This is a genomic window from Sulfitobacter sp. DSM 110093, assembly GCF_022788715.1.
Taxonomy (GTDB): domain Bacteria; phylum Pseudomonadota; class Alphaproteobacteria; order Rhodobacterales; family Rhodobacteraceae; genus Sulfitobacter.
The window spans coordinates 1,882,765-1,907,897 of record NZ_CP085167.1 but is presented as its reverse complement, the minus strand read 5'-3'; the positions used below and the strand labels follow the sequence as shown (position 1 = coordinate 1,907,897).

Sequence of the window (25,133 nt, the reverse complement as noted above, 5' to 3'; positions counted from 1 at the left end):
TTTTTGTAAATATATTCGCAAGTCCATCGTAAGGTTTGTAAATAACATGATGTTGCGTCGCAGAAAGACTTTGAAACCACGGGCGAAAAACCGTGCGGGATGGCGTTGTGCGTGAGGCGCTGACCGGCAGCCGCATCCGTGAACGGCGCGTGATGGCGGGGCTGAAACAGGCCGAACTGGCGCAGGAGATCGGCATCTCGGCCAGCTATCTCAACCTGATCGAACACAACCGCCGCAGAATCGGCGGTAAGCTTTTATTGAACATTGCGCAGGCACTTGCGGTCGAACCTCAAGCGTTAACCGAAGGGGCCGAGGCCGCTCTTATCGCCTCCTTGCGCGAAGCGGCAGAGGATGCGGGACTTGCGGGGCCGGAAAGCGACCGTGCCGATGAATTTGCCGGGCGTTTTCCGGGCTGGGCCAAGGTGCTTGCCAGCAGCCAGCGTCGCATCGCGGCCCTAGAGCAGACGGTTGAGGCGCTGTCGGACCGTTTGGCCCATGATCCGCAGCTTGCCACCTCCATGCACGAATTGCTGAGTACCGCCGCCGCCATCCGCTCGACCGCCTCAATTTTGGCAGAGACAGACAGTCTGCAGCCCGAATGGCGCGACAGGTTTCACACGAACATCCACCAAGACAGCCGCCGTCTGTCAGACAGTGCGCAGGCGCTGGTCTCCTATTTCGACAATGCCGCCGAGACCCGTGAGGTGGCCCATTCCCCGCAGGCGGAGGTTGAGGCTTTCCTCGCCGCACATGACTACCGCTTTGACCCGTTGGAGCGGGCCCGCGCTCCGCAAGAGGCAATCGCGGCGCTTGTGACGCAGGCTGATGCGCTCAAGACCAAGGCCGCGCAGCATATCGCGACGGGGGTGTTGCAACAGATCGCCCGGGACGCGGCGGCGTTGCCCTTGGCGCGTTTGGAGCGGACCGTTGAGGAGACGGGCCATGACCCCGCCGAATTGGCCCGCAGTTTGGACCAGCCGATGGGCCGGGTGCTGCGGCGCTTGGCGTCTTTGCCCGATTTGGGCGCGGGGCTGGTGGTCTGTGACCGCTCGGGCAGCGTGACCTTTGCCAAATCGATCGAAGGGTTCACCGTGCCACGCTTTGGGGCCTGTTGCCCGCTTTGGCCGCTTTTTGCGGTGCAGGGCCAGCCGGGGCTGGTGATGAAATCCCGCGTCATGCAGATGGGCCGGGGTCAGGCGCAGTTCGAAGCGATCGCGACCTGCGAGGTTCAAGCCGCCGCCGCCTATAACACGCCGCCCTTAAGCCAATCGGTCATGTTGCTTTTACCGGTGCCGTCGGGGGCGGCGGCTGCGCAGCCCGTGGGCGCAACCTGCCGCATCTGCCCGGTGGAGGGATGCCGCGCGCGGCGCGAACCTTCGATCCTGCGCGACGGAATCTGACAGACGCTCAGGCAGTTTTTGACAGGGCTGCCAAACCGATGCATGCTCGCCCCGGTGCGCGAGACCCCGCAACAAGACGGGGCGGTCGCACACCGAGGGGGGAGACTTTTTGCCGATGAGCAAACTCGTAGTTCTGGTGGAGGACGAGGTGAATATCGCCGAGGCCATCCGCTTTTTGTTGAGCCAAGAGGGCTGGCGGGTGGAGACGCTGGCCAATGGATCGGGCGCGGTAGAGGTGATCCGCAAGGCATCGCCCGATTTGGTGATGCTTGATGTCATGCTGCCGGGCAAAAGCGGTTTTGAAATACTCGATGAGCTGCGCGGCGACCCGGCGATGGGGGGATTGCCCGTGCTGATGTTGACCGCGCGCGGCCAAAGCCGGGACCGCGCCATGGCCGAGAAAGCCGGGGTCAGCCGCTTTATGACCAAGCCGTTTTCGAACTCAGAGATGCTGGACGCGGTGCGCGACCTGATCGCAAGTTAGCCCGCCATGCCACGCCCTCCGATCTTTTTGGAAAAACGCGGCTACCGTCAGCGGCGCATGATGGATGCGGTGCGGTTGCTGCCGTTTCTGGGGCTGATGCTGTGGATGGTGCCGTTGCTGTGGCCCGTGCCAGAGAGCCTGCCTGACGCCACCCCCGAATCCACCGAGCCGACAATCGCGATGAGCGTGGCACTGCGCTATCTCTTCGGGGTTTGGGCATTGCTGATTTTGGCGACATGGGCGCTCTGGCGGCGCACGCGCGATGTGGCGTCGGACGGGGGCGCCGATACCAAAGACGGGCCGCGCTGATGGTGTCGCTCAACCAGTTGGTCGCGGTCTGTCTGATGTATGTCGCGGGGCTGTTCATCGTGGCCTTTGCCGCCGAACGCGCGGCCCTGCGCGGGCAGGGCGGCTGGCTGCTGCGCTCACCGCTGGTCTATACGCTGTCGCTGTCGATCTATTGCACCGCTTGGACGTTCTATGGCGCAGTCGGATACGCCGCACGGTCGGGGTTGGAATATGTGACCATCTACCTTGGCCCATCGCTGGTGATGATCGGTTGGTGGTGGGGCCTGCGGCGTTTGGTGCGCATCGGGCGGAGCCATCGTGTGACCTCTATCGCGGACCTGATTTCTTCGCGCTACGGCAAATCCAACACGCTGGCGATCGTGGTGACGGTCATGGCCGTGATCGGCGTGACGCCCTATATCGCGCTGCAATTGCAATCGGTTATCCTTTCACTGTCGATTTTTGCTGCCCCCGATGTGCCGCTGGCCGAGGCGGGGGGCGATGTGATCAACCGCGGGCAGGCCGCCCTGTGGGTGGCGGCGGGGCTGACGCTGTTTACGGTGCTTTTCGGCACGCGGAACCTGAACGTGAACGAGCGGCACCACGGCGTTGTCATCGCCATCGCGGTTGAGGCGGTTGTCAAGCTGCTGGCGCTGGTGGCGGTCGGTATCTACGTGATCTGGGGTCTTGCCGGAGGCTTGGGTGAGACTTTGGCGCGGATCGATGCGTCGGACATTGGCCAGTGGGAGGTGCAGGGCAGCCGTTGGGCCGCGCTGACCATGCTGTCGGGGGCCGCGCTTTTGTGCCTGCCGCGGATGTTTCAAGTAATGGTTGTCGAGAATGACGATGAGCGCCAGTTGCAGATCGCCAGTTGGGCCTTCCCGCTTTATCTGATGCTGATGAGCCTTTTCGTCGTGCCAATCGCGGTCGTGGGGCTGGACCTGATGCCTGAAGGCGCGAACCCCGATCTGTTTGTGTTGAGCTTGCCGCTCAGCCAAGGGCAGAATGGGCTGGCGATGCTGTCCTTCTTGGGCGGTTTTTCCTCAGCCACTTCGATGGTGATCGTCGCCACGCTGGCGCTGTCGACGATGGTCAGCAACCATATCGTCATGCCGATCTGGCTGGCGTTTCGGCGCGATGGGGCGACGCAATCGGGTGATGTGCGCAACATCGTGATCCTCGCGCGGCGGCTGTCGATCTTTTGCGTGGTGGGCTTGGGCTATCTTTACTACCGCGCCTCGGGCGGCAGCGGGGCGCTGGCGGCGATTGGCACGATCTCTTTCGGCGGGGTGGCGCAGTTTTTGCCAGCGATGCTGGGCGGCGTGCTCTGGCGCGGGGCCACGCGGGCCGGGGCGCTTTGTGGGCTGGGCACGGGTTTCGTGCTCTGGGTTTTCACCATGCTGCTGCCCAGTTTTGGCGCGGATGTGGCATTGTCGAGCGCGACCTTGGAGCGCGGGCTGTGGGGGCTGGCATGGCTACGTCCCGAGGCGCTCTTTGGCATCGCCGGGATCGACCCGACCGTCCATGCGGTGGTCTGGAGTCTCGCGCTTAACACGCTGGTCTTCGTGGTCGTCTCTCTTTTCAGCTTCCCTGCGCCGCTGGAGCGGCTCCAGGGCGCGCAATTTGTCAATGTCTTTGACCACTCCGGGCCAGCGCGGGGGTGGACGGCATCGGTCGCGGGCAGCGAAGACCTGATGATCATGGCGCAGCGGATCTTGGGCGCGCGGGAGGCGCAGGCGTTCTTTGCGCGAGAGGCCGAGCGGCAGGGACAGGGGCAGCGGTTGCCGGAACCCACGCCGCGATTCGTGCAGGCGTTGGAGCGGGAGTTGGCGGCCTCCGTCGGGGCGGCGACCGCCCATGCGATGGTGGCGCAGATCGTGGGCGGGGCGTCTGTTTCGGTGCAGGACCTGCTCGCTGTGGCCGACGAATCCGCGCAAATGCTGGAGTATTCAAGCCAGCTTGAAACCAAATCGCGCGAGTTGACCGAAACCGCGGCGCAGCTGCGGACGGCGAATGAAAAGCTCACGCAATTGTCGCTGCAAAAGGACAGTTTCCTAAGCCAGATCAGCCATGAATTGCGCACGCCGATGACGTCGATCCGGTCGTTTTCGGAGATTCTGCGTGACGCGCCGGGCCTCACGGACGCGGATAAGAATCGCTACGCCACGATCATCCACAGCGAGACGATCCGCCTGACGCGGCTCTTGGATGATCTGCTGGACCTGTCTGTGCTGGAGAACGGGCAGGTGACGTTGAATCAGCGGGAGGGCAACCTGCGCGACCTGCTCGATCTGGCGGTGACCACGGCGCAGGCCGGGGCCACGCGACCGCTTAAAGTGCTGCGCGATCCGCAGGCTGAGGATATCACCCTGACCAGCGACCTCGACCGGCTGGTGCAGGTGTTTATCAACCTTGTTACCAATGCGCGCAAATACTGCGCTGCCGATCAGCCACAACTGGTGATCTCGGCACAGGTCATGGCGCAGGGGGTGGTGATCGATTTCGTCGACAACGGCCACGGGATTGACGCAGGCTCAGAAGCGCTGATTTTCGAGAAATTTTCGCGCATCACCGGAGAGGGCGATGGCGCAGGCCTTGGCCTTGCTATCTGCCGAGAGATCATGTGCCGTTTGGGCGGCGAGATCAGCTTTTTGGGGAATGTGCCCGGCACGGCGTTTCGGGTGCAATTGCCGCAGAGCGTTTTGACAACGCCAGCAAAAGACGCCAGCCCCGTGATCGGGGCCGATGCGCGGTCTTAGCTATAGCTCTGGCCCAGCATTGGGCGCATGTTTTCAAGGTCATAGCCACCCTGACGCGCCGCTTCGATGATCGCGTCGCTGTCCATCTCGCCGGCTTGGCCCAAGGCCCAAGCAATGGTCGAGCGGGTGCCGGAGGCGCAATAGGCCAGCACGATATCATCCGTTTCGACCCCAAGGGCGCGGTTGTTGGCGATGACATCGGGGGTCATGGTCTGATGGGTCAGCGGTTGCTCGGCAAAGGCGATGCCCGCCGCCTCAGCCGCGTCGCGCATGGCGGCGGCTTGGTGGCTGGGCGGCACTTCCGCATCGGGGCGATTGCACAGGATGCGGGTGATGCCTTGGGCGCGCAGGCTTTCCATGTCACCGGGCTCGATTTGCGGGGCGACGAAATAGCGGGGGGTGATTTGGCGAATATCCATGCGCTGATTTAAGCAGATGCTGCCGCCCTGTCCAGCACCGCTGGAGGGTCCCGCTGCAACGCACCGATTAGCCCAGCGAGATGCCCAAAATGACCATCATCAGCCCGATGACCGATAAAAACAGCGCACCCATGTTCAACGGCACGACGTTGCGCAACACAACGCGCATCGCTTCATCGTCAAGCTGCGCGCGTTTTGCACGGCTGACCTTGATGATACACCAGCCAAGACCCAGCAATCCCAGAAGGGACAGGCCCGCGCCGCCCCAGACCATGAGATCGAAAATAGATGTGTTTGCGCTTTCCATGGCGGCAGAGCTACGCCAAACCGCCAAGGGGGGCAAGTCCCGCTTGCGGGATGCGCATCCAGCCTGTAGTCACACCTGCCAGAGCCAGCCATTCCGTGAGGACTTCCCATGAGCGATACCAGCACCAACCCCGACGTCGTCGAATCCCAAGGCGATGCCACTTACCGCGTGACAGCCAATGAGCTGCGCCAGTTCGTGGAGCGGATCGAGCGTTTGGACGCCGAAAAGAAAGACCTCGCTGAACAGCAAAAAGAGGTGATGGCCGAAGCAAAATCGCGCGGTTACGACACCAAAGTGCTGCGCAAGGTGATCGCCCTGCGCAAGCGTGACAAGGACGACATCGCCGAAGAAGAAGCGGTGATGGATATGTACAAAGAAGCCTTGGGCATGTGAGCGCCCGGCCGCAGCGGAACTGAATTTTCCGCGCGGCCTTGAATGCCTGTCACCCGTGCCCATTTGCATCGGGCGTCTGCGCGGTCTCCGCGACGCCCGATGGTCTGAGACCGGTGAGTTTTTCTCGTGAACATTTTGTTTGTGCTCGGCGGTTTGCTGGGTCTCGTGCTCGGTGGGGAGTATTTGGTGCGCGGTGCTGTGGCATTGGCGCAAAGGGTTGGGCTGTCGCCGCTGGTTATCGGTTTGACGGTTGTGGGCTTTGGCACCTCAACCCCTGAACTGGTGACTTCGGTCCAAGCTGCGATGCTGGGTGCGCCGGACATCGCGCTTGGCAACGTCGTCGGCTCTAACATCGCAAATATTTTTCTGATTCTAGGCATTGCCGCGCTGATCGCGCCTTTTGCGATCAATCGGGGCAGTTTTGCCCGCGATGGATCCGTCATGCTGGCGGCGAGCCTGCTTTGTTTGGGGGCGGTGCTGTTCGGGCGCGTTGACCGTGTGGCCGGGCTGATCTGTATCGTCGGGCTCGCGGGGTATTTGATTTACACCTTCCGAAGTGATCGCAGCAGCCGGCAGGCGATCGAGCCTCTGCCGGATCGGGCACCGATGGGGCTGTCGCTGCTTTGGCTTTTGGGGGGGCTGGTGCTGACGATCCTTTCGGCGCGGTTTCTGGTCACCGGGGCGGTGGCGCTGGCGCAGGCCGTTGGGCTCTCTGAGGCGGTCATCGGCTTGACCATCGTGGCCGTGGGCACCTCCATGCCGGAACTTGTAACCTCGGTCATCGCGGCACGCTGCGGGCAGAGCGATGTGGCTCTGGGCAACGTGGTCGGCTCTAATATATTTAACATTCTTGGTGTGCTTGGGATCACGGCGGTGATTCAGCCGGTCGGTGTGGCTGCGCAAATTGCCACGCTCGACATCTGGGTCATGCTCGCGGCCACGCTGGCTTTGATCGGCTGCGCCGCGTTTGGCGGGCGTGTGACGCGTGGGCAGGGCGCGATCTTTGCCTTGGCCTATGCGGGCTACGTCGGTGTGCTGTTGATCTAAGGCTGTCGGCAGGCGTTGAACGGGGGTTGGGGCCGATTTCTGCGGATGTGGCGCGATGGCCGCGGACCCCCTTGCGCAGGCGGATCAACACCCATAGAAGGACACAAATTTTCGCCCGCGCCCCGGCTGCGCGGCCTTACCCTATGGAGCACACATGCAGGTCAACGAGACGCTGAACGAAGGTCTGAAACGCGGTTACAACATCACCGTGACCGCCGCCGAACTCGAAGCCAAGGTCAACGAAAAGCTGGCCGAAGCGCAGCCCGAAGTCGAAATGAAGGGCTTCCGCAAGGGCAAGGTTCCAATGGCGCTGCTGAAAAAGCAGTTCGGCCAGCGGATCATGGGCGAAGCGATGCAGGAAAGCATCGACGGTGCCATGGCAGAGCATTTTGAAGAATCCGGCGATCGCCCCGCGATGCAGCCCGAAGTCAAAATGACCAACGAAGACTGGAAAGAAGGCGATGACGTCGAAGTTTCCATGGCCTACGAAAAACTGCCCGAAATCCCCGAAGTTGATCTGAGCAAGATCGAACTGGAAAAGATGGTTGTGAAGGCCGATGACGCCGCCGTTGAAGAAGCGCTGGCAAGCCTTGCCGAAACCGCACAAGACTTCAAAGCGCGTGACAAAGGCGCCAAAGCCGAAGACGGCGATCAGGTTGTGATCGACTTCAAAGGCTCCGTTGACGGTGAAGAATTCGAAGGCGGCGCGGCGGAAGATTACCCGCTGGTGCTGGGCTCCAACTCCTTCATCCCCGGCTTTGAAGAGCAGCTGGTTGGCGTGACCGAAGGCGAAGAGAAATCCGTCGTCGTGAACTTCCCCGAAGAGTATCAGGCTGAGCATCTGGCCGGTAAGGAAGCGACCTTCGCTTGCACCGTCAAAGAAGTGAAAGAGCCCGTCGCCGCTGAAGTAAACGACGAGATGGCCAAGAAATTCGGTGCCGACGATCTTGAAGCGCTGAAAGGTCAGATCGCTGAGCGTTTGGAAGCGGAATACGCTGGTGCTTCGCGCGCTGTGATGAAGCGTAACCTGTTGGACGCGCTCGACAAAGAAGTCAGCTTTGACCTGCCGCCATCGCTGGTTGATGCCGAAGCTAAGCAGATCGCACATCAGCTGTGGCACGAGGAAAACCCTGAGGTTGAGGGCCATGATCACCCCGAGGTTGAGCCGACAGACGAGCACAAGACACTGGCCGAGCGCCGCGTCCGTCTTGGCCTGCTTTTGGCCGAACTGGGTCAAAAGGCCGAGGTTCAAGTGACCGATGCCGAGATGACCCAAGCGATCATGAACCAAGCGCGCCAGTACCCAGGTCAAGAGCGTCAGTTCTTTGAATTCGTTCAGCAAAACCAGCAGATGCAGCAGCAGATGCGCGCGCCGATCTTTGAAGACAAGGTTGTCGATCACGTTGTTGAGCAAGCCAAAGTGACCGAGAAAGAGATCTCCAAAGACGAGCTTCAGAAAGCTGTCGAGGAACTGGAAGACGAATAAGTCTTCTCGTAGATCGAATTTGGGGCAGGGGCGACGGTTTACCGTCGCCCTTGTTTCGTTTTGGAATGGTGTTGAAACTTGTCGCTGTTCCAGACGGGGGAACCACGAGGCGCAATCATGCAAGGGGGCTGACGGCACCCTTTACTGATGTGAAATACGCGATTTAACGGCCTTGTGGTATCGCCCCGGCACGGAGGGCGATACCTTTAGTACCTGCCTTACAGAGTGATGCGGAACTGAGCGAAACCAGTATCGGTATCGCGCACCTGCTCCATCTCCACGCCGGTCACCTCATCCAGATAGTCGGCAGCCTTTGGTCCCGTTTCAAACAAGACGCTGGTATTCTCCAACGGTGCAAAGCGCCAGTTGGCGTCGGCACGTGGGCTGATGGTGCCTTTCTCAACAATGTAGCGGACGATCACATCGCGGTTTGTATCTGGCCCTTCAAAGACGACTGTATCGCCCTTCGCGCCGGGAAACGCACCGCCCCCGCCTGCGCGGTAGTTGTTGGTGGCAATGATAAATTCAGATTTGGGGTCAATCGGTTGACCGTCGAACTTCAGATTGGTGATGCGGTTGGCATCGGGGTTTTGCACTTCACCCTCGGGGCCGAACTTGGACGGTTGGCTTAGGTCAATCTGGTAACTCACCCCGTCGATGACATCGAAGTTGTAGCTGGGGAAGCTGTCGCTCAGAAGGGTTTGGTCCTGCTGGCCAGGGGTGATCTGATTGAACATGCCAGCCGAGCGTTCCAGCCAATCCTTGACCTCTGCGCCCGTCACCCGCACTGCGCGGGCGGTGTTGGGGTAGAGGTAGAGGTCGGCAACATTCTTGATCGCCACATCGCCCTTGGGCACATCGGTGTAATACTCCGGTCCACCCCGCCCTCCGGCCTTGAAGGGCGCGGCGGCTGACAGGATCGGCAGACCCTCATGCTCGGTCCCCTTGAGCATCTGTTCAATATACCAAGTCTGCGCGTTTGAAACGATCTGCACCGAAGGGTCATCGGCCACCAGTGCGAAATAGCTGTGTAGGTTTGCGTCTGTCTTGCCCACGGCGCGGCGGACATAGGCGAGTGTTTCGTCATGTTCCTGCTGCACTGACGCGAGGATTTCAGGATCGCTTTCCACCAGCGGCATGACCGAACGGTCTTCGTTGCGCTGCGAAATCGCGCGGGCCTCGGCGCTGTGGCTGGCAATGCGCCACCCGTTGCCGTCACGTTCGAGCATCAGGTCGATCAGGCCAAGGTGGCTGCCCCAGAAGCCGCCCATGGTGGCGGGTTTGCCGTGGATCGTGCCCTTGCTCACATCGACGCCCGCATAGTCGGCATAGGTACCTGAGGGGAAGACGAGGTGACTGTGCCCAGTCATGATTGCATCGATCCCTTCGACAGCGGCCAGCGGGACCGAGGCGTTCTCCATCAGGTCTTCTTCTTTCGCCGCGCCGATGCCGGAGTGCGACAGCGCGATGATGATGTCGGCGCCGGCCTCTTTCATCTGCGGCACCCACGAGCGGGCGGCCTCAAGGATGTCGCGCGCCTGTACATTGCCTTCGAGGTGGCGGCGGTCCCATGCCATGATCTGCGGCGGGACAAAGCCGATGATGCCGATCTTGATGCTATGTTCCGCGCCCGCGCCATCGGTCAGCTTGCGGTCAAGCAGGACATAGGGCTTCACCAGCGTTTCATCGTCGCTGGGCTTGGCACCTGTCTTTTTGACGACATTGGCGCTGACCACGGGAAAATCGGCGCTGGCGAGGGATTTCATCAGGAAATCGAGCCCATAGTTGAATTCATGGTTGCCCAAGGTGGAGGCATCAAAACCAAGCGTGTTCATCGCTTGGATGACCGGGTGCATGTCACCCTCTTTCATGCCGCGCTCATAGGCGATGTAATCGCCCATTGGGTTGCCTTGCAGGAAATCCCCGTTGTCGAGCATTAGCGTATTGGTCGCTTCGGCGCGGATCGATTTGACGATGCTCGCGGTGCGGGCAAGGCCCACGGTGTCGACCTCCTTGTCGGCGTAATAGTCGTAGGGAAAGACGTGCACATGCAGGTCTGTCGTTTCCATCAGCCGCAAATGCGCTTGATTGGCCGCAGCGCGGAGTGAAAACGGATGCAGGGCCAACAGCCCGGCAGAACCGGCTAAGAAGTGACGGCGGTTAAGGCGAAGGGTCATGCGGGCATTCCTTTGTCAGCGTTACCTCATACCTGCGGCGAAGGGAGAGGCCGTTGCAAGCCCGAAAATTAATCACCCATCGCGCAGGCCGGTTTCCACTAGCATGCCGCGTTTCTTGGCTTCGTAATAATAGCCACGCGCGTACCATTTGATGGCGGTGCCGTGGTCCCCGTCAGACAAAAGCCAAGCGCCACGAAGGTATTTCAGCGCGTATTTCAGATTGGTGTCTGCATCCAAAAGGTCGGATGAACTGCCTTGGAAACCCATTGAACGGGCCGTGGCAGGCAAGATTTGCATCAAGCCAAAGTAGGGGCCGTTGCGGGCACGGGGGTTATGGGTGCTTTCGCGGATTGCCAGACGATGAACCAATGGGCGCGGCAGGTCGTAGAAATCGGCCCAGTGGTTGATTTTACGCCGCAGTTCAGGCGTCTCGTTCGGGTGCAGGGGCAGGGCGGTGCGCTGCGGGGGCTCTGGAGACACCATAGGGGCGGCGTTGCAGGCGGTGAGAGCAGTAGCGGCAATGAAAGAGAGGAACATGCGGCGTGTGGTCTGTGGCATGGTGCACCGGAGCTTGTTATATCGGCGCGAAGATCGCCCCAAGGGGCCTCAAGGGCAAGCGGCTTGATCCCGGATACGCGACCCCTCGCCAAGCGGTTCAGGCGCAAAGCGCGGCTTTTCGCCATGTTCAGACATCAGCGACGATTTCGCCTTTCATTTCGCCTGTCATGCGGCTTTGATCTTCGCGCCTTACGGAACGGCGCACTTCGTCGATTTTAAGCTCGGCAGCGTCGCGCGTGGCTTTATCTGGCCATTCGGTGATGACCGCGCTGGTCCGATCAGTGGTGCGTACCACGGTGATGCGGCTGGCACCGAAGTCTTTGAGTGCGGGCAGGCGTTTCTCTTTGATCGCGCTGAGAGCGACATCATAGTCTGCCCCGTCGGCGATTTCCCAAGTGGTAATGGTGATGTATCGCATGTGTCGTCCTCCATGCTGAATGAGGACATCATACCACACAATTGATCGTTTTTGCAGGGGGGCTTCTGTCGGCCGAGCGGCGGAGAGGGCAGTAATACGAAAAACGCCGCGCGGAGGACCGCACGGCGTTCAAGTTTAGCTCTGACGGACAAATCAGCTGTTGCTGTCGTCCTGTGCGTCGCCCTCGGGGGTGCGCACAACGTCCGAGTCGCTATCTTCGTCAGCGGCGGAACCGATGTCGTCAAACAGTTCGGAGATTTCGAATTCAGCAGCGGCTTCCTCTTCGGCGGCCAATTCCTGAATCGATTTGCCAGATGCCTGAAGCTCGGCCTCTTCGGGCGAACGTGCGACGTTCAGCTCGATTGTGGCGGTCACTTCGGGGTGCAGAACGACCTGCACTTCGTGGACACCCAGATACTTGATGGGCTGGCCCAGAACGACCTGCTTGCGGTCAACCGAGAAACCTTCATCGGTGGCGGCTTCGGCGGCGTCACGGGTGGTGACGGAACCGTAAAGTGCGCCAGCGTCGGAAGCAGAGCGAATCACGACGAATTGCTGACCGTTCAGCTTTTCGGCCATGGCTTCGGCTTCTTTTTTGGTCTCGAGGTTTTGCGCCTCAAGCTGAGCTTTCTGACCTTCAAAGGCTTCGACGTTGGCCTTGGAGGCCGACAGCGCTTTGCCTTGGGGCAGAAGGTAGTTGCGAGCGTAGCCCGACTTCACGTCGACGACTTCGCCCATCTGGCCCAGTTTGGCCACACGTTCCAGAAGGATAACTTGCATGTGCTCTCTCCTTACTTAACGGCGTAGGGCAGCAGGGCGAGGAAACGAGCGCGTTTGATGGCACGGGCCAGTTCGCGTTGTTTCTTGGCCGATACGGCGGTGATACGGGAAGGAACGATCTTGCCACGCTCAGAGATGTAGCGTTGCAGCAGACGTGTGTCCTTGTAGTCAATCGCAGGTGCGTTGTCGCCCGAGAAGGGGCACACTTTACGACGACGGAAAAATGGTTTTGCAGCCATGATTTAAGTCCTTTTTTTCAAGCGTTGATCAACGGCGTTCGCGGCGGTCGGGCCGCTCGTCACGCTTTTGCATTTGTACGGACGGCAGTTCTTTGTGCTCATCAACTTTGATGGTCAGAACGCGCATCACGTCATCATGCAGGCGCATCAGGCGTTCCATTTCCTGTACGGCGGTCGCAGGAGCGTCCGAACGCAGGAAGGCATAGTGGCCCTTGCGGTTTTTGTTGATCTTGTAGGCCATTGTTTTGACGCCCCAGTACTCGCTGTCGACGAGCTTGCCGTCGTTGTCCGCGAGGACGGTGCCAAAGTGTTCGATGAGGCCTTCTGCTTGCGTGTTGGACAGGTCCTGACGCGCAATCATAACATGCTCATAAAGCGGCATGTGCACTCCTATTTATATCAAGGCGCATTTCATAGGCGGGGCATTCATCCTTGCGGCCCCACCACGAGAGTCTGCGCGGTTCATATGCTTTGCAAGGAAGCGCCCGTATACACGGTTTGCGCCGCACGGCAAGCCCCAAGCGCCTGCGGCAAGGCTTGTTCGACTGAGGCGCAGAGGATACATCAGGCAAAACGCATAAGAGAGGCCGCAACCATGAGCATTGCATTCGTTTTCCCGGGCCAGGGTGCCCAAACCATCGGCATGGGCCGCGATCTGGCCGAAGCCTATCCTGAAGCCCGCGCCGTTTTCCAAGAAGTCGATGACGCCCTTGGCGAAAAACTGTCTGACCTGATCTGGGAGGGGGACATCGAGACGCTGACCCTCACACAGAACGCCCAGCCTGCGTTGATGGCTACGTCGATGGCGGCGATGGCCGCGCTGAAGGCGGAAGGGATCGAGGTTGGCAAAGCGGCCTATGTGGCGGGCCATAGCCTTGGTGAGTATTCCGCGCTTTGCGCCGCAGGGTCGCTGTCACTGGCGGATACCGCGCGGTTGCTGCGCATTCGCGGCAAGGCGATGCAGGCTGCTGTTCCAGTAGGTGAGGGCGCGATGGCTGCGATCCTCGGGCTTGGTATCGAAGAGACCGAGAAGCTGGCCGAAGCCGCCGCCGAAGGTGAGGTCTGTCAGGTCGCGAATGAAAATGATCCGAGCCAGAACGTGTTGTCGGGCGATAAGGCCGCCGTGGAGCGTGCCGTGGCCATGGCCAAGGATGCGGGCGCCAAACGCGCGTTGCTGCTGCCGGTCTCTGCGCCTTTCCATTGCCCGCTGATGGGGCCTGCCGCTGAGGAGATGGCGCGCGCTTTGGGGGAGGTGACCTTTGATGCCCCTACCGTGCCGCTGGTTGCCAATGTTACCGCAGAGGCCGTGACCGATCCGCAAAAGATTCGCGATTTGTTGGTAGAACAGGTGACAGGTCGGGTGCGCTGGCGGTCTTCGGTTGAGTGGATGGCCGCGCAGGGCGTTACCGAAGCATGGGAGATCGGCGCGGGCAAAGCACTGTCGGGCATGATCCGCCGGATCGAAAAGTCGCTTGCCACCCGCAGCATCGGCACGCCGGATGAGGTCAAAGCCGCGAAAGAGGTGTAACGCCCCGGAGGGCCGAGATGACGATGCAAGAAACCCTGACCCTGCTGCCGGAATGGCTGATCTGGTGGTTCAATTGGCTGGTCTTTGCCGCGGCGGTCTTGCCCTTGACGCTGCTGATCTGGCCGCAGAGCCGCAGAGTCGGGGTGATTGCCGTTTTGGCGAGCATTCTGACCGGCGCTGCGGTCTACGGAATGTTCCGGCAAATGGGATACGTCAAATTGCTCGGTCTGCCGCATCTGCTGATCTGGGGGCCGCTGGCGGTCTACCTGTTCCGCAAACAGGCTAAGGACGCCATGCCCATTGCCGCGCGGTGGATCATCCGGGTGATCTTGGCCACCTTGCTGATCTCGCTGGCCTTCGATGTGGTGGATGTCCTGCGTTATATCTTGGGCGAGCGGACGCCGCTGGGGGCCGAGGCGTGAGACAGCTGATTGCTGTATTCGCGCTGCTCGTTTCTTTGGTGGCCTGCGGCACGCATGAGAATGCCAGCGATGGCACGCGGATGCAGGTTCAGGGCCCGTATCTGTTGATGTCCGGCACGATCACCAGCCGAACACCTGCCAATTTCGCGCGCCATCTGGCCGAGAATCCGCGGATTGATACGGTGGTTCTGGGGCAGATCGACGGTTCTATTGATGCGGCAGCCACGCACCTGATGGGGCGGCAGATTCGCAAGGCGGGGCTGGCAACCGAGTTGCGGTCGGGGAGCGTGGTTGATTCTGGCGGTGTCGAGCTGTTCATCGCTGGGGTCACGCGGCGTATGGCACCGGGGGCGGCATTGCGGGTGCATAGCTGGCGCAATGGCTACCGCGAGGGCCGCAGTTTTCCGCGGCAATCGCCCAAACACCAAATGACACGGCGCTATATGGCCGAGATGCTGGGCAATGACGCCTTTTACTGGTTTACCTTGCAGGCAGCGCCTTCGGACGAGATACACGAAATGACAGCGGCCGAAATTCGCCGCTATGGGGTGCTGACGCAACCCTGACAGACAGGATAAAGGAAGACATATGTTCCATCTTACAGGAAAGAATGCCCTCATCACCGGCGCGTCTGGTGGCATTGGTGCCGATATCGCCCGCAAGCTGCACGCCCAAGGCGCGACTGTGGGGCTGTCAGGCACGCGGACCGAACCGCTGGAAGCGTTGAAGGCCGAATTGGGCGAGCGGGCGCATGTGCTGCCTTGTAACCTGAGCGACATGGAGGCCGTCGACGCGCTTCCGAAACAGGCGGCCGAGGCGATGGGGTCGGTCGATATTCTGGTGAATAACGCGGGGATCACCCGCGACAACTTGTTCATGCGGATGTCGGATGACGAATGGAATTCGGTGCTGAACGTGAACCTCACCGCGACCTTCAAGCTGTGCAAAGGCGTGATGCGCGGGATGATGAAGGCGCGTTGGGGCCGGATCGTGAACATCTCAAGCGTGGTAGGGGCCACCGGTAACCCCGGTCAGGCGAACTACGCGGCCTCCAAAGCGGGTGTTGTCGGCATGTCCAAATCGCTTGCCTATGAGGTTGCGAGCCGTGGGATCACGGTGAATGCCGTGGCTCCGGGCTTTATCACCACGGCGATGACGGATAAGCTGACGGACGAGCAAAAGTCTGGAATCATGGGGCAAATTCCCGCAGGCCGCATGGGCGACCCGGATGAGATTGCCGCCGCCGTGGTCTATCTTTCCAGTGCCGAGGCCGCTTATGTGACAGGGACCACCTTGCATGTGAACGGTGGTATGGCCATGTTGTGACCCTGCGCCGCAATAGCGTTTGCCAAGCCTTCGGCATGTGCTAAAGGGGGCGCAGAATCGAAACGAAGGGTGCTTGATTGCCCCCTACGCCTTGTGCGAACAAGGATAATAGCCGCCCCTTTTGGGGCATCCTCCAAACGCTGATCATCGGCGGGCGGAAACCAAAAGGGGCCTTTAATGGCCCGAAGACATGAGGACTTATTATGAGCGACGTCGCAGACCGCGTGAAAAAGATCGTTGTGGAACACCTGAGCGTGGAAGAGGAAAAAGTGACTGAGAATGCGTCGTTCATCGACGATCTCGGCGCAGACAGCCTTGACACCGTGGAACTGGTGATGGCGTTCGAAGAAGAGTTCGGCATCGAGATCCCCGATGACGCCGCTGAGAACATTCAAACCGTTGGCGATGCGGTTAAGTTCATCAAAGAAGCCTCCTAAGGGCTTGCCGGGCAACTGGCAGAATTGAGATTTTAAGACGGCGTTGTTCCTAGCGGAATGACGCCGTTTTTATTTTGGATATCGGGGTGGGCTTGTTCCTATGGCGTGCAGGCCGCATGTCTGCGCTAAGAAGTTTCAAGCGTGAAGGCAATTCACCCCATGTCCCGAACGATCCCGACAATGAACACTGCCAGACTGACCCTGCGTGCCATGCGTGCCGAGGATTTTGAGCGTTACGCAGAGATTTGGGCGATGCCAGATGTGGCAGATCGGATACTTGATCGGCCGCGGGCGAAAGCGCAGTCTTGGGATGCGTTTTTACGCAATGCCGGGCATTGGCAGATCACGGGGTTCGGGCAGTGGGCGGTGCAGCTTCATCGGCAAAGAGAGATGCTGGGGCAGACTGGCTTCGTCTTTGGTTCGCGGAATTTCGGTGAGGATTTCGATACTTACCCCGAAGCCCGGTTGCTGTTGGCCCCACAGGCACAGGATCAACGCTTGGGCGCTGAGGCAGCGCGGGCGGCGCATGAGTGGTTTGATCGGGTCATCACGGGTCGGACGGTTTGTGTGATCTCTGCCAAGAACGAAGCGGCACTGCGGATCGCCAGTGCGCTTGGATATCAGCCGTTACGTGAGGCAAGCGCCAAGGGCGGCCCTGTACATTTGTTAACCCGGCGCGGTCCCCCGGGATGAGCCTACGCGGTCCCCTCCATTCGGGGCAATAGCCGCATAAATCTAGGGATCGGCGTTTTTGTGCTATGCCTGCGGGCCACCGCCGATATGCTTGTGCCTACACGCTTTTGCAGGGTAAGAGGTTCGCCGAGAGATTATCGGCAAGGGGCACTAAGATGCGCAGAGTTGTAGTAACGGGTTTGGGTTTGGTTACCCCGCTCGCGGACGGTGTGGAAGAAAGCTGGACACGGATCCTTGATGGGCAATCCGGGGCCGGGCCGATCACCGGGTTCGATCCCAGCAAGTTGGTCACGCAATATGCCTGCGAAGTGCCTTTGGGCGATGGCAGCGATGGCACCTTTGACGCCAATAAATACATGGAGCCGAAAGAGCAGCGTAAGGTCGATACATTTATTCTGTTCGGCATGGCCGCTGCCCAGCAGGCGGTTGAGGATTCGGGTTGGTTGCCGACCGAGAAAGAAGATCAGGAGCGCACTGGCGTTTTGATCGGCTCGGGCATCGGTGGATTGAACTCCATTGCCAATACCGCCGTGATGATGGCCGAAAAGGGTCCGCGCCGCGTAAGCCCGTTCTTTGTGCCCGGCGCGTTGATCAACTTGATCTCGGGTCAGGTGTCGATCCGCTATGGGTTTAAGGGGCCGAACCATTCGGTCGTGACCGCCTGTTCCACCGGGGCCCATGCCATCGGTGACGCGGCGCGTCTGATTAAATACGGCGATGCGGATGTGATGATTGCAGGCGGCGCAGAGGCGGCGATCTGTGAGATCGGCATGGCGGGCTTTAACGCCTGTAAGGCGCTGTCGACCAAACGCGGCGACGACCCCAAGAAAGCCAGCCGCCCCTATGATGTGGACCGCGACGGTTTCGTCATGGGTGAGGGCGCGGGCATCGTGGTCTTGGAAGAATATGAGCACGCCAAGGCGCGCGGTGGCAAGATCTATGCCGAAGTGCTGGGCTATGGCCTGTCGGGCGACGCGCATCACATCACGGCACCGTCGGAAGACGGCGAAGGTGGCGAACGCTCTATGCGCGCGGCGTTGAAGAACGCGGGTCTTGAGCCCAAGGATGTGGATTACATCAACGCGCATGGCACCTCGACCATGGCCGACACCATCGAGTTGGGAGCGGTTGAGCGTTTGATGGGCGATGCGGCGGACAAGGTCACCATGTCCTCTACCAAATCCGCCACCGGGCACCTTTTGGGGGCTGCGGGCGCGATTGAGGCGATCTTCTGCATGTTGGCGATCCGCGATCAGGTGGCCCCGCCGACGATTAACCTTGATAACCCAGCGGTCGAAACCCCGATTGATCTTGCACCGAACAAAAAGGTTGAGCGCAAGATTGACATCGCGCTGAGCAATTCGTTCGGCTTTGGCGGCACAAACGCATCGGTACTGTTCGGGAAAGTCCGCTAAATGTGGCGTCATATCGCCTCTAACGCCGTGACGTTTCTGTTGGTCGGCCTGTTTCTGCTTGGGGGAATCATCCTTTGGGGCAAGTCGGAGTATGTCTCTGAAGGGCCATTGGATCAGGCCATCTGCGTGCAGGTCGAGCGCGGCTCGAACATGCGGCAGGTGAGCCAGAGCCTTGAGGAGCAGGGCGCGGTTTCTTCGCCTGCAATCTTTCGCATGGGTGCGGATTATGAAGATAAGTCGAGCAGCCTGAAGGCGGGCAGCTTTCTTGTGCAGCCCGGTACGTCGATGCAGGGGATTGTTGATGTCGTGACCCAAGGCGGAGCCAGCACCTGCGGCACCGAAGTTGTGTACCGCGTGGGCGTGAACCGCGTGAGCGTGCAGGTCCGTGAGTTGGATCCTGTGACAAGCCGGTTTGTTGAGCGTGCGGAATTCACGCCGGGCGCGGAAGAAACACCCGAAGCCTATACCGAAATCTCGGGCAAGAACGACACGCGGTTTCGTGTGGCGCTGGCCGAAGGTGTGACAAGCTGGCAGGTGGTTGAGGCGCTCAAGCAGGTGGATCAGTTGTCCGGTGACGTTGAAGAGTTGCCCGCCGAGGGCAGCCTTGCGCCTGACAGCTATGAGGTGCGTCCGGGCGATGATCGAGCTGAGGTGGTCGCGCGGATGGCGGCGGCGCAGCAGGTGCTGTTGGCGGAAGCCTTTGAAGCACGCGATGCTGATCTGCCCATTGAGACGCCGGAGGAACTGCTTATCCTTGCGTCGATCATCGAGAAGGAAACCGGCGTCGCGGCGGAGCGGGAGCAGGTGGCGAGCGTTTTCGTGAACCGTCTGAACCAAGGCATGCGTCTGCAAACGGACCCGACGGTGATCTATGGTGTGACCGAGGGTAAGGGCGTGTTGGGCCGCGGGCTGCGCCGTTCGGAACTGCGGGCAGAAACGCCGTGGAACACCTATGTGATCGACGGGCTGCCACCCACCCCCATCGCCAATCCGGGCCGCGCGAGCCTGATGGCCGCGGCGCAACCGGCAGAGACGGATTTCGTCTTCTTCGTGGCGGATGGCACCGGGGGGCACGCCTTTGCTGAGACCTTGGATGAGCATAACCGCAACGTGGCGCGCTGGCGTCAGATCGAGGCTGAGCGCGGCGCGGAAGCGGCCGGGAATGCCTCGACAGGTGGTAACTGAAACGACTAGAGACCCCGCTGGAAACAGCGGGGTTTTTGCTTGCCGATGGGTTCTTCGCGCGGTGGCGTAAGGTCTTGTTAACACAGTTTTTCTTGACTTTGCGCACGGTCTGACGTAGGACTTGTGTCACGCTAGAAGACATGGGCGAACGCCCCGGGGTGACCCGGCGGTCGTTTTTTTGTGCCTGCTCGGTTGGGGATAACCAACGAGAGGTAAAGCGATGACGATAATTACCCCGGAGCAAGAGACGCAAGACAGCGCAGACATCCTGCGAGGTCTTCAAGAAGCAATCGGCGCACTGCGTCGGGAAATCGAAGGTCTGACGGAACAGACCCGGTCCGGGGGGGAACTCAAGGAAACTGCGGTGTCTGGCAACACGTCCAAAGTGGCGGGTTTGCTGGCGCATTGCCTGAAAGCGGAGAACACGCTGAATGACTGTCGAAACCGACAAGCTGGAATCGCGCGCGGGGGCTATGCCCTCGACATGGACAAAGCGCGGGCTGACATCGGGTGCAAGCTGGATCGCCTGCGCCGATGCTCTGACCCAGGCGCAGTTTCTGAATGACCTAGATGAGGGAGAGCTTCTGGCTCTCCCTTTTTTGTTCGAGTTCTGGGCGTTGGACCATCAACTGCCGCCTGAGGGGGATTGGCGGACATGGGTGATCATGGGCGGGCGCGGTGCGGGTAAGACGCGCGCCGGGGCTGAATGGGTGCGCAGCAAGGTTGAAGGGAGTAGGCCGTTGGATGCGGGCGCGTGTAGCCGCGTGGCGCTCGTGGGCGAGACCATTGAGCAGGTGCGCGAGGTGATGATTTTTGGCGACAGCGGGATACTGGCCTGTAGCCCGCCGGGTCGGCGGCCGGATTGGGAGGCGACGCGCAAGCGGTTGGTTTGGCCGAATGGAGCCATCGCCACGGTGCATACGGCGCATGATCCCGAAGGGCTGCGCGGGCCGCAGTTTGATGGGGCTTGGGTGGATGAACTGGCGAAATGGAAACGCGGGCAGGAGGCTTGGGATCAGTTGCAATTTGCGCTGCGCTTGGGGGAGCGGCCTCAGGTTTGTGTCACCACGACGCCGCGCAATGTGGATGTGTTGAAGGCGCTTTTGGCTGCGCCTTCGACGGTGACGACCCATGCGCCGACAGAGGCCAATGCGGCGAACTTGGCGGGTTCTTTTTTGGAAGAAGTGCGGGCGCGCTATCGCGGGACACGGCTGGGGCGGCAAGAGTTGGATGGGGTCTTGCTGGCGGATGCAGAGGGGGCGCTGTGGACGTCAGCTTTGCTAGAGGCTGGACGGGTGCGAGAAGCGCCGGAACTGGACCGGATCGTGGTGGGCTTGGACCCGGCGACGACCAGCGGCGCAGGGTCGGATGAATGTGGGATCGTTGTGGTAGGGGCACAGACCAAGGGGCCGCCGCAGGATTGGCGGGCGGTGGTATTGGCCGATTGCACGGTGCAGGGGGCCACGCCCAACGGTTGGGCGCAGGCGGCGATTGCGTCGATGACACGTTATGGGGCGGATCGGTTGGTGGCCGAGGTGAACCAAGGGGGGCAATTGGTTTCAGAGGTGTTGCGGCAGGTTGATCCGCTGGTGTCGCTTAAGACCGTGCATGCGGCGCGGGGCAAGGTCGCGCGGGCAGAGCCGGTGGCGGCGCTTTATGAGCAGGGGCGGGTGAGCCATTTGCCGGGGCTGGATGCGCTGGAGGATCAGATGTGTCTGATGACGGCGCGGGGATACGAGGGCAAGGGCAGCCCGGATCGGGTCGATGCGCTGGTCTGGGCGCTGCATGAGCTGATGATCGAGCCTGCGTCGGTTTGGCGTAGTCCGGGGGTGCGGAGCCTGTAGGGCGGGCGTTGCGCAGGGGAGCTCGCGGTCGGTTACCCGGCCTTTAACATTTTATTGAGAAAGTCTGACAACGCCGAGCAGCATGGGGCACAGGCCGCAGCCAAGGCCGAGCAGAATGAGGAGCGACAGATGGTATTCGATTTTCTACGGCGCGGCGCGGCTGAGGCGGTTGAGCAGAAAGCTTCGGCGACCGGGCCTGTCGTGGCCTATCAAACCTCAGGTCGCGTTGCATGGAGCCCGCGGGACAGTGTCAGCCTGACGCGCTCAGGCTTTTGCGGTAATCCGGTTGGGTTTCGCTCGGTCAAGCTGATTGCCGAGGCGGCGGCGGCGCTGCCGCTGGTCGTGCAGGACGCGGCGCGGCGCTATGACGAACACCCGCTGATGGAATTGATGCGCCGCCCGAATGCGGGGCAAGGCCGGGCAGAGTTGCTTGAGGCGCTGTATGGTCAGATGCTGTTGAGCGGCGATGGCTATGTCGAGGCTGTCGGCGGCGAGGGTGGTGTGCCGGTCGAGCTACATGTGCTGCGCTCGGACCGGATGAGCGTGGTGCCGGGGGCGGATGGATGGCCGGTGGCCTATGAATATGCGGTGGGCGGGCGCAAGCATCGCTTTGACGCCAGCGGGGCGGTGACGCCGGTTTGTCATATTCGGAATTTTCACCCGCAGGACGATCACTATGGCTTTAGCCCGATGCAGGCGGCGGCGATGGCGATGGATGTGCATAACGCCGCGAGCCGTTGGTCGAAGGCGCTGCTTGATAACGCGGCGCGGCCTTCGGGGGCGATTGTCTATCGCGGGGCCGAGGGGCAGGGCAAGCTGAGCGAGGATCAGTATGACCGGCTGGTGAGCGAGATGGAGAGCCATCATCAGGGCGCGCGCAATGCGGGGCGACCGATGTTGCTGGAAGGTGGGCTTGACTGGAAACCGATGGGGTTTTCGCCCTCGGATATGGAATTCCAGAAAACCAAGGAGAGTGCGGCGCGGGAGATTGCGCTCGCCTTTGGGGTGCCGCCGATGCTGATCGGGGTTCAGGGGGATGCGACCTATGCCAATTACCAAGAGGCGCATCGGGCGTTCTATCGCCTGACCGTGCTGCCGCTGGCGACACGGGTGACGGCGGCGCTGGCGGAGTGGCTAAGCGGATATTTGGGCGAGGCTGTGAGTTTGAAGCCGGACCTCGATCAGGTGCCAGCGCTGTCGGCGGAGCGGGACGCGCAATGGGCGCGGGTGTCGGCGGCGGAGTTTCTGACCGACGCGGAAAAGCGCAGCCTGTTGGGGCTGCCGGTGGTGGCGGATGATGCATGAACCTCGGGAGATTGAGCGGTTTGAATGTGCGCCGGGGCTGCGGTTGCAGGCGCATGAGACCATCAGCGCGGTACACCGCGAGAACATGCAGATGCGGTTTGACCGGATCGAGCAGATGGTGGAACGGCTGGAGCGGCGGTTGTGGCTGACGGTTTACGGCGTGGTGGCGGTGATCTTGGCACAGGCGGTGCAATCCTTTTTGGTGGTGGCGCCGTAGCGGGCTGAACAAGAGGAAATACAATGGGTTATCAGATGATTGACCCCGGTGCTTGGCCGGGGAACGGGGAAGCTTTGTCTACCGGGGCGGCGGGGCTGGAGCATAAGTTCGCCAAGCTTGGCCGCGTGGCCGAGGTTGATGGCGGGGTTGAGATCAGCGGCTATGCGAGCCTCTTTGGTGCGGCGGATCAAGGTGGCGATTTGGTCGAGGCGGGGGCCTATGCGGCCTGCCTCACGCGCGCCAAATCCGCCGGGCGCAGCATCAAGATGCTTTGGCAGCATGATCCGGCGCAGCCCATCGGCGTTTGGGACGAGGTGCGCGAGGACAAGCGTGGGCTCTGGGTCAAGGGGCGACTCCTGAGCAGCGTGGCGCGGGGCCGGGAGGCGGCGGCGCTGATTGAAGCTGGTGCGATTGATGGGTTGAGCATCGGTTACCGCACCGTGAAGGCGGGCAAGAACACCAAGGGCCAGCGGCTTTTGTCGGAATTGGAGCTTTGGGAAGTGTCGCTGGTAACCTTTCCGATGCTGCCTACGGCGCGGGTCGCGGCCAAGGGCGAGTTCAGAGCCGTCGGTGAGGTTCTGTGCGAGATCGCTGCGGCCTTTGAAGAGGCGCGGGTCGAGATGAAGCGCGAGGCCGATCAGTGATCTGCACAACAACAGAGGAAAATGTGATGAGCAAGAGCGATGCAAACGTCAGCACGAAGTCAGGCGCAGACCTGTCCCCGGCGGAGGAAGTGCGACAGGCCGTGAGTGGTTTTGTCAGTGACTTCAATGGCTTTCGGGCCGAGATCAATACGAAACTTCAACAATCAGAAGAGCGAATTGCCATGATGGACCGCAAGATGACCCTGCCTGCCCGCAGCCCCCTTGGGGGCGGGATCGACCACGATGCGCCGCATAAAAAGGCGTTTGATGCCTATCTGCGCAACGGCGACGATGACGCGCTGCGGGGGCTGGAACTGGACGGCAAATCGATGTCGACGGCGGTGAACTCGGATGGCGGCTATCTGGTGGATCCGCAGACATCGGAGCGCGTGCAATCGGTTCTGAATTCGGGCGCATCAATCCGCGCGATTGCGGCGGTGGTGCAGGTTGAGGCGACGTCTTATGACGTGCTGGTCGACCATGCTGATGTGGGGGCCGGTTGGGCCACGGAAAGTGGCGCACAGGCCGAGACGGACACGCCGCAGATCGACCGGATCACCGTGCCATTGCATGAGTTGAGCGCGCTGCCGAAGGCGAGCCAGCGGCTGCTGGATGACAGCGCCTTTGACATTGAAGGTTGGCTGGCGGGGCGTATCGCCGATAAGTTCGCGCGGGCTGAGGCGGCGGCCTTTGTCAGCGGGGATGGCATCGACAAACCCACCGGTTTTCTGAGCCATCCAATTGTCGATGATGAGACATGGGGTTGGGGCAATCTAGGCTATGTCGCCAGCGGCACCAATGCCAACCCTGAGGCGGATGCGATTGTCGAGTTGGTTTATGCGCTCGGTGCGGCCTATCGCAAGAACGCGGTTTTCGTGATGAATTCCAAGACCACGGCGAAGGTGCGCAAGCTGAAGGACACCGATGGGCGGTTCTTGTGGTCGGACGGGCTGGCGGCGGGTGAGCCTGCGCGGTTGATGGGCTATCCAGTGCTGGTGGCCGAGGACATGCCTGATCCGGCTGCGGATTCCATGTCAATCGCTTTCGGTGATTTCGCGGCGGGCTATACGGTCGCCGAGCGTCCGGACCTGCGCATCCTACGCGATCCGTTCAGCGCCAAACCGCATGTGCTGTTTTACGCGACCAAACGTGTCGGCGGCGACGTGAGCGATTTCGCGGCGATCAAGCTGATGAAATTCGGCCTGGCGTAAGCCGGTGCTGAAGCCGGGGCCGGGGCAACTTGGCCCCGGTCCGGACGTGCGCCAGCGTGGTTGTGTTGTCTAGCTGCTCCCCTCCAACCGAGCAATGCAACCGGTGTACGTCCGGGACTGAGCGAGTGGCCCCGAAGGGGCGAGGGGCCAA

The 25,133-nt window shown here is 61.0% G+C and carries 28 protein-coding genes; 20 read left to right on the top strand and 8 right to left on the bottom strand.

The window, feature by feature from the left end; translation table 11 throughout:
* The first annotated feature begins 152 nt into the window (after positions 1-152).
* The 4 genes from DSM110093_RS09330 to DSM110093_RS09315 all read left to right on the top strand — a co-directional run bounded on the left by DSM110093_RS09330 (position 153) and on the right by DSM110093_RS09315 (position 4,931).
* Positions 153-1,400, top strand: a complete 1,248-nt coding sequence (locus DSM110093_RS09330) for a helix-turn-helix transcriptional regulator (RefSeq protein WP_243267706.1) — start codon at positions 153-155, stop codon at positions 1,398-1,400.
* A gap of 115 nt (positions 1,401-1,515) precedes the next feature.
* Entirely contained in the window at positions 1,516-1,884 is a 369-nt protein-coding gene (locus tag DSM110093_RS09325) for a response regulator (protein WP_243264789.1), read from the top strand.
* Positions 1,885-1,890: 6 nt separating this feature from the next.
* A complete protein-coding gene (locus DSM110093_RS09320; RefSeq protein WP_243264788.1) occupies positions 1,891-2,193 on the top strand; it encodes a hypothetical protein in 303 nt (100 codons plus the stop codon).
* A complete protein-coding gene (locus DSM110093_RS09315; protein WP_243264787.1) occupies positions 2,193-4,931 on the top strand; it encodes an ATP-binding protein in 2,739 nt (912 codons plus the stop codon). The genes DSM110093_RS09320 and DSM110093_RS09315 overlap by 1 nt, the downstream gene beginning before the upstream one ends.
* Here DSM110093_RS09315 and DSM110093_RS09310 read toward each other — a convergent pair.
* A complete protein-coding gene (locus tag DSM110093_RS09310) occupies positions 4,928-5,350 on the bottom strand; it encodes a TIGR01244 family sulfur transferase (RefSeq protein ID WP_243264786.1) in 423 nt (140 codons plus the stop codon). The genes DSM110093_RS09315 and DSM110093_RS09310 overlap by 4 nt on opposite strands.
* A 67-nt stretch (positions 5,351-5,417) precedes the next feature.
* Positions 5,418-5,657, bottom strand: coding sequence for a hypothetical protein (locus DSM110093_RS09305; RefSeq protein WP_243267705.1), 240 nt, complete (start codon positions 5,655-5,657; stop codon positions 5,418-5,420).
* Between the two features lie 108 nt (positions 5,658-5,765).
* On the opposite strand from DSM110093_RS09305, the gene DSM110093_RS09300 reads away from it, so the two are divergent.
* The 3 genes from DSM110093_RS09300 to tig all read left to right on the top strand — a co-directional run bounded on the left by DSM110093_RS09300 (position 5,766) and on the right by tig (position 8,583).
* The gene (locus DSM110093_RS09300; RefSeq protein ID WP_243264785.1) at positions 5,766-6,050 is read left to right on the top strand and encodes a DUF2312 domain-containing protein; all 285 of its coding nucleotides are present in this window, start codon (positions 5,766-5,768) and stop codon (positions 6,048-6,050) included.
* Positions 6,051-6,176: 126 nt separating this feature from the next.
* Positions 6,177-7,097 (top strand): calcium/sodium antiporter, encoded by a 921-nt coding sequence (locus DSM110093_RS09295; RefSeq protein WP_243264784.1) that lies wholly within the window; start codon positions 6,177-6,179, stop codon positions 7,095-7,097.
* A 154-nt stretch (positions 7,098-7,251) separates the two neighbouring features.
* A complete protein-coding gene (tig, locus tag DSM110093_RS09290) occupies positions 7,252-8,583 on the top strand; it encodes a trigger factor (protein WP_243264783.1) in 1,332 nt (443 codons plus the stop codon).
* Between the two features lie 218 nt (positions 8,584-8,801).
* Here tig and DSM110093_RS09285 read toward each other — a convergent pair whose 3' ends face one another.
* The 6 genes from DSM110093_RS09285 to rpsF all read right to left on the bottom strand — a co-directional run bounded on the left by DSM110093_RS09285 (position 8,802) and on the right by rpsF (position 13,137).
* A complete protein-coding gene (locus tag DSM110093_RS09285; protein ID WP_243264782.1) occupies positions 8,802-10,760 on the bottom strand; it encodes a bifunctional 2',3'-cyclic-nucleotide 2'-phosphodiesterase/3'-nucleotidase in 1,959 nt (652 codons plus the stop codon).
* 72 nt (positions 10,761-10,832) lie between these two features.
* Positions 10,833-11,318, bottom strand: a complete 486-nt coding sequence (locus tag DSM110093_RS09280) for a lytic transglycosylase domain-containing protein (RefSeq protein WP_243264781.1) — start codon at positions 11,316-11,318, stop codon at positions 10,833-10,835.
* Positions 11,319-11,445: 127 nt separating this feature from the next.
* A complete protein-coding gene (locus DSM110093_RS09275) occupies positions 11,446-11,736 on the bottom strand; it encodes a hypothetical protein (RefSeq protein ID WP_093925949.1) in 291 nt (96 codons plus the stop codon).
* Positions 11,737-11,889: 153 nt separating this feature from the next.
* On the bottom strand, positions 11,890-12,516 hold the full coding sequence (gene rplI / locus DSM110093_RS09270; RefSeq protein ID WP_243264780.1) for a 50S ribosomal protein L9: 627 nt from the start codon (positions 12,514-12,516) through the stop codon (positions 11,890-11,892).
* Between the two features lie 11 nt (positions 12,517-12,527).
* Entirely contained in the window at positions 12,528-12,755 is a 228-nt protein-coding gene (gene rpsR / locus DSM110093_RS09265; RefSeq protein ID WP_005852865.1) for a 30S ribosomal protein S18, read from the bottom strand.
* A gap of 28 nt (positions 12,756-12,783) precedes the next feature.
* On the bottom strand, positions 12,784-13,137 hold the full coding sequence (gene rpsF, locus DSM110093_RS09260; protein WP_007119975.1) for a 30S ribosomal protein S6: 354 nt from the start codon (positions 13,135-13,137) through the stop codon (positions 12,784-12,786).
* A gap of 213 nt (positions 13,138-13,350) precedes the next feature.
* Here rpsF and fabD point away from each other — a divergent pair, with 213 nt between their 5' ends.
* The 13 genes from fabD (at position 13,351) to DSM110093_RS09195 (ending at position 24,982) form a co-directional block, all read left to right on the top strand.
* Positions 13,351-14,283 carry an ACP S-malonyltransferase gene (fabD, locus tag DSM110093_RS09255; RefSeq protein WP_243264779.1) on the top strand — a complete coding sequence of 311 codons (933 nt, stop codon included), beginning with the start codon at positions 13,351-13,353 and terminating at the stop codon, positions 14,281-14,283.
* 17 nt (positions 14,284-14,300) lie between these two features.
* Positions 14,301-14,705 (top strand): hypothetical protein, encoded by a 405-nt coding sequence (locus DSM110093_RS09250; protein ID WP_243264778.1) that lies wholly within the window; start codon positions 14,301-14,303, stop codon positions 14,703-14,705.
* Positions 14,702-15,271, top strand: a complete 570-nt coding sequence (locus tag DSM110093_RS09245; RefSeq protein ID WP_243264777.1) for an alpha/beta hydrolase — start codon at positions 14,702-14,704, stop codon at positions 15,269-15,271. Before DSM110093_RS09250 ends, DSM110093_RS09245 begins: the two co-directional genes overlap by 4 nt.
* Before the next feature lie 22 nt (positions 15,272-15,293).
* Positions 15,294-16,031 (top strand): 3-oxoacyl-[acyl-carrier-protein] reductase, encoded by a 738-nt coding sequence (gene fabG, locus DSM110093_RS09240; RefSeq protein WP_243264776.1) that lies wholly within the window; start codon positions 15,294-15,296, stop codon positions 16,029-16,031.
* 203 nt (positions 16,032-16,234) lie between these two features.
* Complete coding sequence (locus tag DSM110093_RS09235) at positions 16,235-16,468, top strand: acyl carrier protein (protein WP_007119970.1); 234 nt, start codon at positions 16,235-16,237, stop codon at positions 16,466-16,468.
* Between the two features lie 159 nt (positions 16,469-16,627).
* Positions 16,628-17,161, top strand: coding sequence for a GNAT family N-acetyltransferase (locus tag DSM110093_RS09230; RefSeq protein ID WP_243264775.1), 534 nt, complete (start codon positions 16,628-16,630; stop codon positions 17,159-17,161).
* A gap of 155 nt (positions 17,162-17,316) precedes the next feature.
* On the top strand, positions 17,317-18,576 hold the full coding sequence (gene fabF / locus DSM110093_RS09225; protein ID WP_243264774.1) for a beta-ketoacyl-ACP synthase II: 1,260 nt from the start codon (positions 17,317-17,319) through the stop codon (positions 18,574-18,576).
* A complete protein-coding gene (mltG, locus tag DSM110093_RS09220) occupies positions 18,577-19,761 on the top strand; it encodes an endolytic transglycosylase MltG (RefSeq protein ID WP_243264773.1) in 1,185 nt (394 codons plus the stop codon).
* Positions 19,762-20,378: 617 nt separating this feature from the next.
* Positions 20,379-21,605 (top strand): terminase family protein, encoded by a 1,227-nt coding sequence (locus tag DSM110093_RS09215; RefSeq protein WP_243267704.1) that lies wholly within the window; start codon positions 20,379-20,381, stop codon positions 21,603-21,605.
* Positions 21,606-21,734: 129 nt separating this feature from the next.
* Positions 21,735-22,910 carry a phage portal protein gene (locus DSM110093_RS09210; RefSeq protein WP_243264772.1) on the top strand — a complete coding sequence of 392 codons (1,176 nt, stop codon included), beginning with the start codon at positions 21,735-21,737 and terminating at the stop codon, positions 22,908-22,910.
* The gene (locus DSM110093_RS09205) at positions 22,900-23,127 is read left to right on the top strand and encodes a hypothetical protein (protein ID WP_243264771.1); all 228 of its coding nucleotides are present in this window, start codon (positions 22,900-22,902) and stop codon (positions 23,125-23,127) included. The genes DSM110093_RS09210 and DSM110093_RS09205 overlap by 11 nt, the downstream gene beginning before the upstream one ends.
* A gap of 35 nt (positions 23,128-23,162) precedes the next feature.
* The gene (locus DSM110093_RS09200) at positions 23,163-23,771 is read left to right on the top strand and encodes an HK97 family phage prohead protease (protein WP_243267703.1); all 609 of its coding nucleotides are present in this window, start codon (positions 23,163-23,165) and stop codon (positions 23,769-23,771) included.
* 26 nt (positions 23,772-23,797) lie between these two features.
* Entirely contained in the window at positions 23,798-24,982 is a 1,185-nt protein-coding gene (locus tag DSM110093_RS09195; protein WP_243264770.1) for a phage major capsid protein, read from the top strand.
* Positions 24,983-25,133: the final 151 nt, after the last annotated feature.

What these genes read in the sequence shown, in the direction of transcription:
- DSM110093_RS09330 (WP_243267706.1), top strand. Translation starts at nt 153, where the DNA reads ATGGCGGGGCTGAAACAGGCCGAACTGGCGCAGGAGATCGGCATCTCG.
- DSM110093_RS09325 (WP_243264789.1), top strand. Translation starts at nt 1,516, where the DNA reads ATGAGCAAACTCGTAGTTCTGGTGGAGGACGAGGTGAATATCGCCGAG.
- DSM110093_RS09320 (WP_243264788.1), top strand. Translation starts at nt 1,891, where the DNA reads ATGCCACGCCCTCCGATCTTTTTGGAAAAACGCGGCTACCGTCAGCGG.
- DSM110093_RS09315 (WP_243264787.1), top strand. Translation starts at nt 2,193, where the DNA reads ATGGTGTCGCTCAACCAGTTGGTCGCGGTCTGTCTGATGTATGTCGCG.
- DSM110093_RS09310 (WP_243264786.1), bottom strand. Translation starts at nt 5,350, where the DNA reads ATGGATATTCGCCAAATCACCCCCCGCTATTTCGTCGCCCCGCAAATC.
- DSM110093_RS09305 (WP_243267705.1), bottom strand. Translation starts at nt 5,657, where the DNA reads ATGGAAAGCGCAAACACATCTATTTTCGATCTCATGGTCTGGGGCGGC.
- DSM110093_RS09300 (WP_243264785.1), top strand. Translation starts at nt 5,766, where the DNA reads ATGAGCGATACCAGCACCAACCCCGACGTCGTCGAATCCCAAGGCGAT.
- tig (WP_243264783.1), top strand. Translation starts at nt 7,252, where the DNA reads ATGCAGGTCAACGAGACGCTGAACGAAGGTCTGAAACGCGGTTACAAC.
- DSM110093_RS09285 (WP_243264782.1), bottom strand. Translation starts at nt 10,760, where the DNA reads ATGACCCTTCGCCTTAACCGCCGTCACTTCTTAGCCGGTTCTGCCGGG.
- DSM110093_RS09280 (WP_243264781.1), bottom strand. Translation starts at nt 11,318, where the DNA reads ATGCCACAGACCACACGCCGCATGTTCCTCTCTTTCATTGCCGCTACT.
- DSM110093_RS09275 (WP_093925949.1), bottom strand. Translation starts at nt 11,736, where the DNA reads ATGCGATACATCACCATTACCACTTGGGAAATCGCCGACGGGGCAGAC.
- rplI (WP_243264780.1), bottom strand. Translation starts at nt 12,516, where the DNA reads ATGCAAGTTATCCTTCTGGAACGTGTGGCCAAACTGGGCCAGATGGGC.
- rpsR (WP_005852865.1), bottom strand. Translation starts at nt 12,755, where the DNA reads ATGGCTGCAAAACCATTTTTCCGTCGTCGTAAAGTGTGCCCCTTCTCG.
- rpsF (WP_007119975.1), bottom strand. Translation starts at nt 13,137, where the DNA reads ATGCCGCTTTATGAGCATGTTATGATTGCGCGTCAGGACCTGTCCAAC.
- fabD (WP_243264779.1), top strand. Translation starts at nt 13,351, where the DNA reads ATGAGCATTGCATTCGTTTTCCCGGGCCAGGGTGCCCAAACCATCGGC.
- DSM110093_RS09250 (WP_243264778.1), top strand. Translation starts at nt 14,301, where the DNA reads ATGACGATGCAAGAAACCCTGACCCTGCTGCCGGAATGGCTGATCTGG.
- fabG (WP_243264776.1), top strand. Translation starts at nt 15,294, where the DNA reads ATGTTCCATCTTACAGGAAAGAATGCCCTCATCACCGGCGCGTCTGGT.
- DSM110093_RS09235 (WP_007119970.1), top strand. Translation starts at nt 16,235, where the DNA reads ATGAGCGACGTCGCAGACCGCGTGAAAAAGATCGTTGTGGAACACCTG.
- DSM110093_RS09230 (WP_243264775.1), top strand. Translation starts at nt 16,628, where the DNA reads ATGTCCCGAACGATCCCGACAATGAACACTGCCAGACTGACCCTGCGT.
- fabF (WP_243264774.1), top strand. Translation starts at nt 17,317, where the DNA reads ATGCGCAGAGTTGTAGTAACGGGTTTGGGTTTGGTTACCCCGCTCGCG.
- mltG (WP_243264773.1), top strand. Translation starts at nt 18,577, where the DNA reads ATGTGGCGTCATATCGCCTCTAACGCCGTGACGTTTCTGTTGGTCGGC.
- DSM110093_RS09210 (WP_243264772.1), top strand. Translation starts at nt 21,735, where the DNA reads ATGGTATTCGATTTTCTACGGCGCGGCGCGGCTGAGGCGGTTGAGCAG.
- DSM110093_RS09205 (WP_243264771.1), top strand. Translation starts at nt 22,900, where the DNA reads ATGATGCATGAACCTCGGGAGATTGAGCGGTTTGAATGTGCGCCGGGG.
- DSM110093_RS09200 (WP_243267703.1), top strand. Translation starts at nt 23,163, where the DNA reads ATGATTGACCCCGGTGCTTGGCCGGGGAACGGGGAAGCTTTGTCTACC.
- DSM110093_RS09195 (WP_243264770.1), top strand. Translation starts at nt 23,798, where the DNA reads ATGAGCAAGAGCGATGCAAACGTCAGCACGAAGTCAGGCGCAGACCTG.